Origin of the sequence: Planococcus sp. CPCC 101016, assembly GCF_007859295.1 — a bacterium.
GTDB lineage: Bacteria > Bacillota > Bacilli > Bacillales_A > Planococcaceae > Planococcus.
The window spans coordinates 1,246,976-1,259,861 of sequence record NZ_VOHB01000002.1; the positions used below are offsets into that span (position 1 = coordinate 1,246,976).

Annotated in this window: 15 protein-coding genes; 10 read left to right on the forward strand and 5 right to left on the reverse strand. The window is 45.1% G+C overall.

What is annotated here, in order from left to right:
- Positions 1 to 70: 70 nt before the first annotated feature.
- Positions 71 to 661, reverse strand: coding sequence for a CYTH domain-containing protein (locus FQV26_RS05710; RefSeq protein ID WP_146556394.1), 591 nt, complete (start codon positions 659 to 661; stop codon positions 71 to 73).
- Positions 662 to 772: 111 nt separating this feature from the next.
- Between FQV26_RS05710 and FQV26_RS05715 the strand changes: the two genes are divergently transcribed.
- The 4 genes from FQV26_RS05715 to FQV26_RS05730 are packed head-to-tail and all read left to right on the forward strand — an operon-like array spanning position 773 to position 3,545.
- Positions 773 to 1,162 carry a UPF0738 family protein gene (locus tag FQV26_RS05715; RefSeq protein ID WP_146556395.1) on the forward strand — a complete coding sequence of 130 codons (390 nt, stop codon included), beginning with the start codon at positions 773 to 775 and terminating at the stop codon, positions 1,160 to 1,162.
- 21 nt (positions 1,163 to 1,183) lie between these two features.
- Positions 1,184 to 1,855: a GTP diphosphokinase gene (yjbM, locus tag FQV26_RS05720; protein ID WP_146556396.1), complete on the forward strand. Its 672-nt coding sequence runs from the start codon at positions 1,184 to 1,186 to the stop codon at positions 1,853 to 1,855.
- 2 nt (positions 1,856 to 1,857) lie between these two features.
- Positions 1,858 to 2,664, forward strand: coding sequence for an NAD kinase (locus tag FQV26_RS05725; protein WP_146556397.1), 807 nt, complete (start codon positions 1,858 to 1,860; stop codon positions 2,662 to 2,664).
- A 5-nt stretch (positions 2,665 to 2,669) separates the two neighbouring features.
- Complete coding sequence (locus FQV26_RS05730; RefSeq protein WP_146556398.1) at positions 2,670 to 3,545, forward strand: RluA family pseudouridine synthase; 876 nt, start codon at positions 2,670 to 2,672, stop codon at positions 3,543 to 3,545.
- Here FQV26_RS05730 and prpE read toward each other — a convergent pair.
- On the reverse strand, positions 3,542 to 4,279 hold the full coding sequence (gene prpE, locus FQV26_RS05735; RefSeq protein WP_146556399.1) for a bis(5'-nucleosyl)-tetraphosphatase PrpE: 738 nt from the start codon (positions 4,277 to 4,279) through the stop codon (positions 3,542 to 3,544). The genes FQV26_RS05730 and prpE overlap by 4 nt on opposite strands.
- Before the next feature lie 100 nt (positions 4,280 to 4,379).
- On the opposite strand from prpE, the gene mgtE reads away from it, so the two are divergent.
- Together mgtE and fabI are read left to right on the forward strand one after the other, a co-directional pair.
- Positions 4,380 to 5,750, forward strand: a complete 1,371-nt coding sequence (gene mgtE / locus FQV26_RS05740; RefSeq protein WP_146556400.1) for a magnesium transporter — start codon at positions 4,380 to 4,382, stop codon at positions 5,748 to 5,750.
- 79 nt (positions 5,751 to 5,829) lie between these two features.
- Positions 5,830 to 6,600 (forward strand): enoyl-ACP reductase FabI, encoded by a 771-nt coding sequence (gene fabI / locus FQV26_RS05745; protein ID WP_146556401.1) that lies wholly within the window; start codon positions 5,830 to 5,832, stop codon positions 6,598 to 6,600.
- Between the two features lie 60 nt (positions 6,601 to 6,660).
- Here the strand turns inward: fabI and FQV26_RS05750 are convergent, their stop codons facing one another.
- The 3 genes from FQV26_RS05750 to FQV26_RS05760 all read right to left on the reverse strand — a co-directional run bounded on the left by FQV26_RS05750 (position 6,661) and on the right by FQV26_RS05760 (position 8,409).
- On the reverse strand, positions 6,661 to 7,095 hold the full coding sequence (locus FQV26_RS05750; RefSeq protein ID WP_146556402.1) for a GNAT family N-acetyltransferase: 435 nt from the start codon (positions 7,093 to 7,095) through the stop codon (positions 6,661 to 6,663).
- Positions 7,096 to 7,614: a YjcG family protein gene (locus FQV26_RS05755; RefSeq protein ID WP_146556403.1), complete on the reverse strand. Its 519-nt coding sequence runs from the start codon at positions 7,612 to 7,614 to the stop codon at positions 7,096 to 7,098. It abuts the gene before it with no gap.
- A 72-nt stretch (positions 7,615 to 7,686) separates the two neighbouring features.
- A complete protein-coding gene (locus FQV26_RS05760; protein ID WP_146556404.1) occupies positions 7,687 to 8,409 on the reverse strand; it encodes an alpha/beta hydrolase in 723 nt (240 codons plus the stop codon).
- A gap of 104 nt (positions 8,410 to 8,513) precedes the next feature.
- Here FQV26_RS05760 and FQV26_RS05765 point away from each other — a divergent pair, with 104 nt between their 5' ends.
- The 4 genes from FQV26_RS05765 to FQV26_RS05780 all read left to right on the forward strand — a co-directional run bounded on the left by FQV26_RS05765 (position 8,514) and on the right by FQV26_RS05780 (position 12,828).
- On the forward strand, positions 8,514 to 9,098 hold the full coding sequence (locus FQV26_RS05765) for a phosphatidylglycerophosphatase A family protein (RefSeq protein WP_146556405.1): 585 nt from the start codon (positions 8,514 to 8,516) through the stop codon (positions 9,096 to 9,098).
- 123 nt (positions 9,099 to 9,221) lie between these two features.
- Positions 9,222 to 10,202, forward strand: coding sequence for a TAXI family TRAP transporter solute-binding subunit (locus tag FQV26_RS05770; protein WP_146556406.1), 981 nt, complete (start codon positions 9,222 to 9,224; stop codon positions 10,200 to 10,202).
- A gap of 78 nt (positions 10,203 to 10,280) precedes the next feature.
- A complete protein-coding gene (locus tag FQV26_RS05775) occupies positions 10,281 to 10,805 on the forward strand; it encodes a DUF1850 domain-containing protein (RefSeq protein ID WP_146556407.1) in 525 nt (174 codons plus the stop codon).
- Positions 10,795 to 12,828 (forward strand): TRAP transporter permease, encoded by a 2,034-nt coding sequence (locus FQV26_RS05780; protein WP_146556408.1) that lies wholly within the window; start codon positions 10,795 to 10,797, stop codon positions 12,826 to 12,828. The genes FQV26_RS05775 and FQV26_RS05780 overlap by 11 nt, the downstream gene beginning before the upstream one ends.
- Positions 12,829 to 12,886 lie beyond the last annotated feature (58 nt).

Sequence of the window (12,886 nt, forward strand, 5' to 3'; positions counted from 1 at the left end):
CATTCTAACAACGCAGCACGAATATCTCAACCAAATCGATTGAGGAGATGGGAGATATTGGATTTATAATCTATTGGTCTTCGGAATGTGCCGCTGCAGATTGCATGAAACGTGCGATTTTTTTGTTTGCGGGACGTTCTTGGATTTTGTGCTGGTCAAGGAACTCAAGGAATCGTTTATGTCCTGCTTCAGCATCCGACACTTCAAATTCCAACTCAAAATCTTCTTGACCATTGTATTCTGAATGGTCGATTACGAGCAAGCCATCGAGGTACTCGAATTCGACACGGTGTGTGGTCAGTGTGCCAATCTGTTTGAGTTCAGGGAGTGATACATCCATTGTCTGAAGAGCTTCTGCTACTTCAGTAGCTTCAAATGTATTCAATTCAAGCATACGACGTGCCTGTTCACGGGTCAATTGATCCGTGATTTCATAATGGCCAACAGTTGCAGGGATCTTCAGGGTGCATTCAAATCGCCCGTTTTTTTGCCGGATGCGTAGGGCACTCTTTTGTCTTTTTAGCTCAAAGTCGGCTGTATCGAAATAATGATTGTGCTGTGTGACGGGGTTGATATGGAAATCGGCAAATTCTTTCAGCAAATGTGCATACTCTTCTTTTGTCAGCATATTTTTAAATTCAATTTCAAGTTCTTTTGACATGTTGAACACCTCTCTAGTAACTTCATTATCGGATAGTTTAGTGCAAACTGCAACGAATGGCAGAGCTGTGGTAAAATATCATTATTAAGAAGTCAGAAAGGAAGTATCGATTTGCATAAATTAGTGGCAGTAAACAGAACCCATATGACTGAAAATGAAATTGAGTTCTTTATTGATGAAATCGAACCGGCAGAATCAATTGAAGCGTCGGGTCAAATGCTTACGGATTCCGACAATCAGGCGTTTGTCTATTTGCTGGATACGGGTACTGAATATATATATGTTCAATTTGACATACATACATGGCCGGCGTTGACCAAAGCGCTGCAGCTGAAAAAAGTTCCGCTTCTGACATGGGGCAAACAAATCATGCCGCTTGCGGATTTCCATGAAGAGCTATGGATGCTGGTGGAAAACATAGAAGGCAATGACAATTACGGTGAAGCTTTCCGCACCGCTGTAGAACAGGCATTTCATGAGGCACTTGCTTCACGATCTTGAAAGAAGTGAGGAGGACCGGAGATGGGTCAATGGAATCGATTTTTAGCACCATATAAACAGGCAGTGGACGAATTAAAAATAAAATTCAAAGGGATGCGAAGCCAGTTTGAGAACGACAATACAAATTCACCGATCGAATTTGTAACGGGCCGAGTCAAACCTTTAGCCAGCATCTACGATAAAACCCTTGAAAAAGGCATTCCATTTGAGCCTTCCGAAGAACTTGCCCATCAATTGCAGGACATTGCGGGAATCCGGATGATGTGTCAATTTGTCGGAGATATCGAAACCGTAGTTGGTTTGCTCAGACAGCGCAAGGACTTACGGATTGTAGAAGAAAAAGACTACATCTCCCACGAAAAGCAGAGTGGCTATCGATCTTACCACGTTATTGTGGAGTATCCGGTCCAAACGATCAATGGGGAACAGCTGATTTTGGCGGAAATCCAAATCCGTACCCTGGCAATGAATTTTTGGGCTTCGATTGAGCATTCGTTGAATTACAAATATAAAGGTGTTTTTCCGGAAGAGATCAAGAACCGGCTTCAGCGTGCAGCGGAAGCCGCATTCCAATTGGATGAAGAAATGTCACAGATTCGGGACGAAATTCAGGAAGCGCAAGCTTATTTTACTGAATTCAAGGAATCACCCGGTACACATTTTCGAACCGATAGAGAGGGAGGCCGATCATAACGATGAAATTTTATATCATATCCAGAAGCGACAAATTATCCAATGAATTAATGGCCACTGCGAGGAATTACTTAGAGGATTTTGGAATGGAATGGAACGAAGAAGAACCAGATGTCGTCCTATCGATTGGCGGCGATGGGACTTTGCTTCATGCATTCCATAAATACAGCGAGAAGCTGGCGGATGTTGCCTTTGTCGGAATACATACAGGCCATCTAGGCTTTTATGCCGACTGGAAGCCGATTGAAATTGAAAAGCTGGTCTTGTCCATTGCCAAAAAGGAATACGAAGTAATCGAGTATCCTTTGCTGGAAGTCAGCATCCACTACCAAAATCTAGATGAGCCGGCTGTTTATCTGGCTTTGAATGAATCGACTGTAAAATCACCGGACGTCACGCTGGTGATGGATGTCTTTTTGAATGAAAGCCATTTCGAACGCTTTAGAGGAGATGGCCTGTGCATGTCTACTCCTTCGGGGAGTACTGCCTATAATAAAGCATTGGGCGGAGCAATCATTCACCCTTCACTTCAAGCGATGCAATTGACAGAGATGGCATCCATCAACAACCGGGTATTCCGGACAGTCGGATCGCCACTGGTTCTGCCGGGACATCACAGATGTGCTTTGCGTCCGGTAAAAGCACCTGACTTCATGGTCACTGTCGATCATCTGCAGCTGCTTCATAAAGACGTGAAATCGATCGAGTACAAAGTTGCCAATGAAAAAGTCCGCTTCGCGAGGTTCCGTGCTTTCCCATTCTGGCAGCGTGTCCACGATTCCTTTATCGATAGCGAGCTTTCGGATTGAACGCCATGAATCCTTTTCAGTTAACGTATACTGCTGAAGGTTCGAGTCTGCTGCGCGAAGCACTCGGGAAATGGGGCATCTCCAAACGGACATTAGCTTCCGTTAAATATGGCGGTGGGCAGATTTTAGTAAACGGTGCAGAAGTAACGGTCAGGCATACCTTGAAAAAAGGTGATGCTGTGACCGTTATTTTTCCGAATGAAGAGCATGGAAAAGGGTTGGCTGCTGAGGACGGCGACTTGGAAATCGTTTATGAGGATGAGGCATTGCTGATTGTTGAAAAGCCGCCTTTGCAAAATACCATTCCATCGCGAGAGCATCCTTTTGGCAGCCTGGCCAATATTGTCGCCAAGCATTTCAATGACCATGGCATTCCTTCCACCCTGCATATTGCGACGCGGCTGGACCGGGATACTTCAGGACTGGTCTGCATTGCAAAAAACCGCCATATCCATCATATGATCTCGCTGCAGCAGCAGGAGAAAAAGATGAAACGGCGGTATGAGGCGCTGGTCCATGGCCAGCTGGATGAAGATAAATTTACGATAACGGCTCCAATCGGCCGAAAAAATACGAGCATCATCGAACGGGAAGTCCGTGAAGACGGACAATTCGCAGAAACCGAAGTGCGGGTGCTCAAAAGGCTTCCAGGCTTTACGCATATCATGCTGCAACTGAATACCGGCAGAACCCATCAAATTCGTGTTCATTTAGCTCATATCGGCCATCCATTGGTTGGAGATGATCTGTATGGCGGCCAAAGGAATCTAGTGGGACGCCAGGCGCTTCATTGTACAGAATTGGAATTGATCCATCCGGTTTCTGGAGACAAGTTGTTTTTCAGCTCTTCATTAAATGAAGATATGCAGTCGCTGATTTAACTGTAGATATGGAAGCGGTCGGGCTGATAAGGCTGCAGGGAAGGAACTGAGACAAGTTCTTTTTCAGGAAAGCGAAAGGCAGTCAACGCGCCGCCAAAAACGCAGCCGGTATCGATATTAACCGTCCGGTTGACAAAATAGGGCTCAGCAGTCGGCGTATGGCCATATACCACCCATTTTTTTCCTCTGTAAGATTTAGCCCAGTCACGCCGGACCGGACGGCCATCGGCATGGAACCTACCGGTGATATCGCCGTACAGCACAAATACCGCAATGCCTTTGCTCAGCGGTTTTCCGATCATTTCAGCCTTTAATCCGGCATGTGCAACAATCAAGTCATTTTCAAGCTGTTGGTAATGCGGCAGCTGTTCATAAAAGTGAATATAACGTTTTCGAAATTGCTGTTGTTCCTGTTTGGGCAGTTGCTTCCATTCGGCTACAGTCATTTCCAATCCATGCGCCAGCTGAACATTATGTCCTTTAAAATAACGGAAAAGTTTATTGCAATGATTTCCAGGGGAATAGTAAAGGATGCCTTCATCCTGGAGGGCAAACAATAAGCGCAGGACTTTCAATGACTCAGGCCCACGATCCATCGCATCACCGACAAAAGCAAGTTTTCTGTTGTCCGGATGAATAAAGATAGCGTCTTTTTTCTGATAGCCTAACCGTTCGATGAGCTGGATAAGCTCTTGGTAGCATCCGTGAATGTCGCCGATAATATCATATTTCATAATCCACACCTCTTTATTGAAAAATTACTATACATAGCCATAGTCTAACGTATAGACTACTATAGCAAGCAAACAGAATCTTCGAAAGGAGGGAGTATACATGATGGAAGAAAAAGTAGTACGTGATGAAGAAATGAATGATGCATTGTTCACAGAATTGCTTATTCGCGGAGACGTCAAGGAATTCCGCGATGAGTTTCTAGCACACCATCCATACGACCAGGCAAGTTTTTATGAAAAGGCGGATTCCGAAACCAGGCAATTGCTGTATCAGTATCTCTCTCCTAAAGAGATGGCGGATATTTTTGAAGCTATTGAATTGGATGACGACGAATACGAAGATCTATTCCAAGAGATGGATGCCCGTTACGCTTCTGATCTACTCTCCTATATGTACACAGATGACGCGGTGGATGTCTTAAACGAATTGAATAAAGAACAGGTCGCCAGTTATTTGACGATTATGGACAAAGAGTCAGCTCAGCAAATCAAAGACTTGCTGCATTACGAAGAGTATACCGCCGGTTCCATCATGACCACGGAATTTGTGGCCATACCGAAAAATTCCACGGTCCGTTCAGCGATGAACATTTTACGCAATGCGGCACCAAATGCTGAAACCATCTACTATGTATTTGTGGTTGATGACGATAAGAAACTTTCAGGAATTGTGACCTTGAGAGATCTAATTCTTGCAGAAGAAGATACCTTGATCAGCTCAATCATGAATGAACGGGTCGTCAGTGTATCTGTCAGCGAAGACCAAGAAGAAGTCGCCCGGATGATTAAAGACTATGATTTCCTGGCATTGCCGGTTGTCGATTTTCAAAACCATCTGCTCGGCATCATTACAGTCGATGACATCATCGACGTATTGGAAGAAGAAGCGTCAGACGATTATTCCAAACTGGCCGCTGTCTCCGATATGGATACTTTTGACAAAGGGCCATTGACTGCTGCTAAAAAACGGCTGCCTTGGCTGATTCTGTTGACCTTCCTCGGCATGTTGACGGCCAATCTGATGGGAATGTTTGAAGCGACACTGGACCAGGTGGCATTGCTTGCTGTATTTATTCCGCTTATTGCAGGAATGGCAGGAAATAGTGGAACGCAGGCTTTGGCCGTAGCTGTTCGAGGAATTGCAACAGGCGACATCGAAGAGGAAAGTAAAACAAAACTTCTGTTCCGAGAAGCTGGAACAGGACTGATTACCGGTATCGTCTGCGGCATCGTTGTGGTCGGCCTCGTGTATTTCTGGAAAGGCGAATTGCTGATCGGCGTGCTGGTCGGAACGGCCGTCATGAGCTCTATTTTTGTAGCGACTTTAGCCGGTTCATTCATCCCTTTATTGATCCACCGGATGAAGATCGATCCAGCGGTTGCTTCCGGACCTTTTATCACTACCTTGAATGACATTATTTCAATTTTAATTTATTTAGGCTTAGCAACTACATTCCTAAGCCGGCTCTAGAAAAGTGCGAATTGCACTTTTCTTTTTTGTGAGGTATTATTAGTACCAGGTAATAATAACAGACGCAGGAGGAATGGACATGTCAATATCATTAGAAGGAAAGACTTATGTCATTATGGGAGTAGCCAACAAGCGCAGCATTGCTTGGGGCATTGCACGTTCTTTAGATCAATCCGGAGCAAACCTGATTTTCACTTACGCAGGTGAGCGCTTTGAAAAATCGGTCCGTGATTTGGTAGCAACGCTCGACGGCAACCACGAATTGATTTTGCCATGTGACGTGACAAACGACGAAGCAGTAGCGGAATGCTTCACTGCTATTAAAGAACAGGTAGGTACGATTCACGGACTTGCACATTGCATCGCGTTTGCAAAAGGCGAGGAATTGTCCGGCGATTTTTCGGATACATCAAGAGATGGTTTCCTATTGGCGCACAACATCAGCGCCTATTCACTGACAAGCATCGCAAAAAATGCGAAGCCGTTGATGGCTGAAGGCGGAAGCATTGTCGCATTGACGTATATTGGCGGCGAACGCGTAATGCCGAACTACAATGTCATGGGTGTTGCAAAAGCTTCACTTGAAATGTCCGTGCGTTATTTAGCGGCTGATCTTGGAAGACACGGCATTCGTGTCAATGCAATTTCTTCAGGCCCGATCCGTACACTGTCTTCAAAAGGTGTCAGCGATTTCAACTCCATTCTTCATGAAATTGAAGAAAGAGCACCATTGCGCCGCAATACGACACCGGAAGAAGTGGGCGATACAGCCGCTTTTCTTTTCAGTGATATGTCACGCGGGATTACGGGAGAAGTTATCCACGTAGACAGCGGGTTCCATATTCTTTAAGAAGCATAAAAAAGCAGATCGACCGATAACTCGGCTGATCTGCTTTTTTTGTTGCTTAAATTATCCAGCAATGACTTTTTCCATCGACTTGTGGGGGATGCCCGCGTCCATGAATTCATCTGATGTGACATCATAACCAAGCTTTTCATAGAAGGAAAGCGCATGGGTTTGAGCATTCAGTTTGAGTCTGAAAATGCCGTGGGTCCGTGCATATTCCTCCATTTCATTCATCATCATCACGCCAATCTGCTGGCCGCGATACTCGGAAAGCACACATACGCGTTCCACTTTGCCGAGACCTGTTTCGACTTCCCGGATGCGTCCGGCAGCAATCGGCTGAGTCAGCTGGTAACCGACAAAATGAATCGCACTGTCATCGTATTCATCCATTTCAATATGGATGGGAACCTGTTGTTCTTCCACAAAAACTTTTCTGCGGACGTCAAAAGCCTGTTCTTTTTCCATTTGATTTTCAGCGATTTTTACTTTCAGCACTTATTGATCATCTCCAGTTAATCTGAATGTCTCGTATACCGTCCATGAACCATCTTCCAATTGATAGAGCAGGTGCATGCGGTCAATTATTTCTTCATGGTCGATGCCTGCCATCTTCAACTGCCCAAATACATCGGCGTGTTCTGTATCGGACAGTTTTTGTCCGATTGTGATATGCGGTACGAAAGAATGCTTCGGCATGCCACCGAAGAAATCTGAATGCAAGTCTTCGTGTAAAGCAGCGATTTCGGCATTCGGTTCCACCTTGAAGTATAAGGTGTTGGTTACAGGGGAAAACGTGCTGACCCGTGTGGTGTGCAGTTTAAACGGTTGATGGCGCTTTGCGATGTTATGCATTTCAGCCGCGATATCTTTAATTGTTGATGCGTCCGCCTCGAATGGTTCTTTTAACGTCATATGAGGGGTGATGAGCTCATAATGCGGATCATATCGTTTTCGATACGAATTGGCGAGATCCTGCAATTTTTTTGAGGGAAAAGCTGCAACTCCATATTTCATCCTAACGACCTCCTTGTCTGTGATAACCATTCATAGTAATGCTGTAATTATGCCTTGGAGCATCTTCGATCCTTACATGCCGAAGTTCTGAATAAGCGCACGCCGTAAATCGGGCTGCCAATGCTTCCAAGTATGGTCTCCTTCAAATTCTTCATAAAAGATCGAAAACCCTTTATTTTTCATTAAATTATTTAATTTTCGATTTGGTTCGACAAAATCTTCGGTTCCGCCTGAACTTAGTTTTACAGCGGTTTCTTGTTTTCCAATAACATGATAAACCGTAAAAGAGTTGGCTGATTTAAAAGCTTCCACTGCTGTCAGCATTTCGGTTCCGACTTTCGGCGACTGAAGGATAACACGGCCGAAAATGTTCGGGTATTTCAGTGCCGCCATCAGGGATACGGTCGCAGCCAGCGAATCACCGATTAATGCGCGTCCCATGCCTACTTGATAGGTCGGGTATTTTTCATCCAGGTAAGGCACCAGTTCATGTGCCAAAAAGCGCAAATAGGCACTGTGCTGTTCACCGGTTGGTTCGTATTTTTTATTTCGATCAGCCACACTCTTATAAGGAACACCTACCACAATAATGTTTTCGATTTCCTGTTTTTCCAATAGCTCATCCACGACACGTGGAATTCGACCTAATTGAAAATAGTCTTTGCCATCAGACGCGATGACCAGTGTGTATTTGTATAAGGGTGAGAAATTGGAAGGAAGATAGACAAGCAATTGCATGTCTTCTTGGAGTTCCTTGCTGTAGATGGATAAATCTTCTACCTTTCCAGTCGTCATTGATATACCTCCTCTAGGATTCTGTAAGAAAATTGTACCATAATGAATGTACAAGGTATAATGAGAAAAGAACACCAACTAATTAGAGGGAAGGGGTTTTTAAGATGGATGGTGCAAGATACAGAGTTCACTCAGATGATGTTACAAAAGCGACGCATGAAGCATTAGAGCGCAGAGGAGTCACAAATGAAGACATAGCCAAAATCGTTTTGGATATGCAGCTTCCTTTTAACGAAGGGCTTAAAATCGAGCATTGCATGGAATCGGTAGAAAGTGTTTTGCGTAAGCGCGAAATGCAGCATGCCCTTTTAGTAGGGATTGAATTAGACGAATTGGCAGAGCAGGGGAAACTGTCCCGTCCACTCCAACAGATTGTAGGATCTGATGAAGGACTCTTTGGCGTTGATGAAATGATCGGATTAGGTGCGGTCTTAACTTATGGCAGTATCGCCGTGACCACATTTGGCCATTTGGACAAAAATAAAACGGGCATTATTCATAAATTGGATACCAAATACGGCGGCCAGGTTCATACTTTCCTGGATGATTTAGTGGCAAGTATTGCTGCATGTGCGTCGGCACGCATTGCTCACCGGACGCGTGACCTTGAAGAGCAGGGCAAAACCTTTGAAGATTTGGCTCCGGAAGACACGACTCCTGAAACACATGTAGAGGGTGCTGAAACATAAAGAGTTTTCTCAATGTTCTCTCTGTAAGCGGTTGTATTTGCAGAATGCATTGAAACTAGTAAGAAAGCCATGGTATTATGAAAATGAAACATGTAAAAAAGTTGAACAAAGGGAGGTCACTTTATGTTGAAGAAGAAATTTGGTTTGTTTGCTGCGGTAACACTGGCAGGATCTGTATTTTTAGCAGGTTGTGGAGATGACGCAGCTACAGAACCCGCAGGCGAGGGCGGCGGGGCTTCTGATCCCGAATTCCTAAGCATCTTGACAGGCGGAACGACAGGAACATATTATCCACTTGGCGGCGCAATGGCGACAATCATTGAAAACGAAACAGGCTTGGATACAACTGCTGAAGTTTCACAGGCTTCTGCTGCAAACATGACGGCACTTGCTGATGGAGCGGCACAGATCGCATTCGTTCAAACGGATACAGCCTTCTATGCGGCTGAAGGATCAAATATGTTTGAAGGCGAAGTAATCGATACCGTCTCTGCTATTGGAGCACTTTATCCGGAAACGATTCAATTAGTTACAACTGCGAATTCCGGTATTGCTTCATTTGATGATTTAGCAGGGAAAAGCATCTCTGTTGGTGCTCCTGGATCCGGAACTTATATTAACGCTGAACAATTATTGGAAATCCATGGCATGACAATGGACGATATTGATGCACAGAATCTTGATTTTGGTGAGTCGCAGGAAAGCCTGCAGTCAGGTCAAATTGATGCGGCATTCATCACTGCCGGAACTCCAACAGGCGCAGTTGAAAGTCTTGGCGCTACTTCTGACGTTGTAATTGTTCCAGTAGAGCAGGACAAGGCGGACGAGCTGATCGAGAAATATCCATACTACGCTCATGACGTTGTACCTTCTGGCATTTACGGATTGACTGAAGAAGTTCCAACGGTTTCTGTGTTGGCGATGTTAGTTGTCCAGAATGATCTTTCTGAAGACCTTGTTTATGACATCACAAAAGCGATCTATGAAAACACAGATCAAATCCAGCACGCAAAAGCTGACTTTATCAAAGCTGAAACTGCTCTTGACGGAATTGGAATCGATATCCACCCTGGAGCACAAAAATATTTCGACGAAGTAAATTAATCGAATAAGCGATTAACTGACGGTAAAGCGGAAGCTCTGCCGTCAGTTATTTGTTTTGCAGATGGAGGAGAATGGACTATGCGGTCTTTCCGGATACAAAAGCTTCTTCCTTTAGCGGTTTCCCTCATCCTAATCAGCTCCTTAATCGCATTCACCCCTTACCAAAAGAATTATGTGTTTATCGATAATGAGACTGACGATTTAGCGGCTTATGTTCCGGTCGAAAGCCGGTTTTTCCAAATTATATATACCCATTCGATCCACCTGTCAGAAGTTATTGAAAGCTACAAAATAGTAGACGGCGACGCTTTGATGATGACAGAACTGGAATACGAAGATTTTAACATTGGCATGCCTTCAAATGCAGGAGAAGGAGAGACCTTTGTCGAACAAGACGGTAAATACTTCATCAAAAATATGACAAGGGAAATTCCTGAGTTCCGGCTGTTTGTGGGAGATGTTGATGCGGGTTTGTCATTTAGCACCAGTGGGCAACAGATGGATTTGAAAAAAACGCTTGAAAGAGGTAAGTCGTATACTTTTCGGGTAGAACGCTTATCCCTATTTCAATTAAGAGAAGGAGTGAGAATTGATGAGCGATAAGTTGCCTCCAGAAGAACGTGAACAGCAAAAGCTTCCACCAGAGGATGAATCCTACGTCTCAGAAGAAAAGCAGAAGGAAATTTTACAGAGATATGATCCTGAATCCAATACACGCGATTTAAGCGGAATCATCAAGCATGTGGTCTTTTTCGGATTACTGGCATTTTCCATATTCCAGCTTTATACAGCCATCTTTGGGCAATATACAGCCTATATTCAGCGGTCGGTTCACTTAGGATTTGCGCTGTCTTTAATCTATCTATTATTCCCTGCCAGAAAACGTAAAGGCAACCGGCTTAAGGTCGCCTGGTACGATTACATCCTAGCCTTGCTGTCAATTGGCGTAGCTGCCTATTGGCCGATCATGTACGACGATTTGGTATTCCGTCTCGGGCGGGTCACTGAATTAGATCTGATCGTCGGGGTGTTAGCGGTCCTGCTGACTCTTGAAGCAACACGGCGGGCAGTAGGAATGCCGATTACAGTCATTGCCAGCTTATTTTTAGCATATGCCTTTTTCGGACCTTACTTCCCAGGATTCCTGCGCCACCGAGGACAGGATCTGGATTCGGTTATCCAGCTGATGTTTTATACCACCGATGGAATATTGGGGACACCGATCGGCGTATCGGCAACCTTTATCTTCACCTTCTTGTTATTCGGTTCCTTCCTGGTGAAAACAGGAGTCGGTCAGTATTTCAATGATTTAGCTGTATCACTAGCCGGTAATTTGACAGGTGGTCCGGCAAAAGTGGCGATTTTCTCCAGTGCCTTGCAAGGGACCATTTCTGGGAGCTCTGTTGCCAATGTTGTGACCTCGGGTTCTTATACAATCCCGATGATGAAAAAACTCGGCTATAAAAAAGAATTTGCCGGCGGTGTAGAAGCAGCAGCTTCTACCGGCGGACAATTGATGCCGCCGATCATGGGGGCAGCAGCCTTCCTGATGGTGGAGTTTATCGGAGGAGTGACTTACTGGGAAATTGCTAAAGCGGCTGCAATACCGGCTCTTTTGTATTTCACAGGTGTTTGGATCATGACCCATTTCGAAGCAAAGCGGATTGGCTTGAAGGGACTATCGCCGGAAGAAATGCCGGATCGCAAAGAAGTCCTGAAAAAGATCTACTTGTTATTGCCGATTGTTGCGATTATCTTCTTCCTGTTGATCGGAATTCCGACAATGCAGGCCGCACTTTACGGAATTTTACTGACGATTTTTGTCAGTGCTTTCAATAAAGAGACGCGTTTGAATTTCAAAGATATTATTTTGGCACTGGTTGATGGTGCCCGCACTGCACTGGCTGTTGCAGCAGCAACAGCGGCGGCTGGGATTATCGTCGGGGTAGTTGTTAAAACTGGACTCGGCTTGAGTCTGGCAAACGGATTGGTTTCCGCTTCAGGTGGGAATATCCTGTTAACATTGTTCTTCACGATGCTGGCAGCAATTGTCCTTGGTATGGGTTCACCGACAACTGCCAACTACGTCATTACGTCTACGATAGCAGCGCCTGCTATCATCACGTTGTTGATGATAGATGAACCGGTTGGAGCAGCGGTGCCACTTGTAGTTGCTTTATCTGCCCATTTGTTCGTCTTCTATTTCGGCATCATTGCCGATATTACACCGCCTGTTGCGCTGGCTGCTTTTGCGGCATCAGGCATTTCAGGCGGCGAGCCGATACGGACCGGGTTCACTGCCGCAAAACTGGCGATAGCGGCGTTCATCATTCCGTATATGTTCGTTTTGTCACCGGCTCTTCTGATGATCGACACGACCTGGCCTGAGCTGATTTGGGTATTGATTACTGCCCTTACCGGTATGATTGCTATCGGAGCAGGACTGATCGGTTATTGGTACCGGAAGCTTAACTGGATCGAGCGCGTCCTGACATTTGCAACTGGGTTGGCCTTGATTTATCCAGAAGGCTTTTCTGATACGATTGGGGCGATTGCGTTTGTAATCCTCTTCGGGATCCAATGGTTGGCACGCGATAAAAAACCTGCTAAAACCGCAGAAGCATAAAAACACAAAACCGGCCGGGCTGATGCCCGGCCGGTTTTGTGTTTTTTAATTGCAAGTA

Excerpts from the sequence above, each read along its gene's own strand:
- FQV26_RS05710 (WP_146556394.1), bottom strand. The coding sequence starts at position 661 with ATGTCAAAAGAACTTGAAATTGAATTTAAAAATATGCTGACAAAAGAA.
- yjbM (WP_146556396.1), top strand. The coding sequence starts at position 1,184 with ATGGGTCAATGGAATCGATTTTTAGCACCATATAAACAGGCAGTGGAC.
- FQV26_RS05725 (WP_146556397.1), top strand. The coding sequence starts at position 1,858 with ATGAAATTTTATATCATATCCAGAAGCGACAAATTATCCAATGAATTA.
- FQV26_RS05730 (WP_146556398.1), top strand. The coding sequence starts at position 2,670 with ATGAATCCTTTTCAGTTAACGTATACTGCTGAAGGTTCGAGTCTGCTG.
- prpE (WP_146556399.1), bottom strand. The coding sequence starts at position 4,279 with ATGAAATATGATATTATCGGCGACATTCACGGATGCTACCAAGAGCTT.
- mgtE (WP_146556400.1), top strand. The coding sequence starts at position 4,380 with ATGATGGAAGAAAAAGTAGTACGTGATGAAGAAATGAATGATGCATTG.
- fabI (WP_146556401.1), top strand. The coding sequence starts at position 5,830 with ATGTCAATATCATTAGAAGGAAAGACTTATGTCATTATGGGAGTAGCC.
- FQV26_RS05755 (WP_146556403.1), bottom strand. The coding sequence starts at position 7,614 with ATGAAATATGGAGTTGCAGCTTTTCCCTCAAAAAAATTGCAGGATCTC.
- FQV26_RS05760 (WP_146556404.1), bottom strand. The coding sequence starts at position 8,409 with ATGACGACTGGAAAGGTAGAAGATTTATCCATCTACAGCAAGGAACTC.
- FQV26_RS05765 (WP_146556405.1), top strand. The coding sequence starts at position 8,514 with ATGGATGGTGCAAGATACAGAGTTCACTCAGATGATGTTACAAAAGCG.
- FQV26_RS05770 (WP_146556406.1), top strand. The coding sequence starts at position 9,222 with ATGTTGAAGAAGAAATTTGGTTTGTTTGCTGCGGTAACACTGGCAGGA.
- FQV26_RS05775 (WP_146556407.1), top strand. The coding sequence starts at position 10,281 with ATGCGGTCTTTCCGGATACAAAAGCTTCTTCCTTTAGCGGTTTCCCTC.
- FQV26_RS05780 (WP_146556408.1), top strand. The coding sequence starts at position 10,795 with ATGAGCGATAAGTTGCCTCCAGAAGAACGTGAACAGCAAAAGCTTCCA.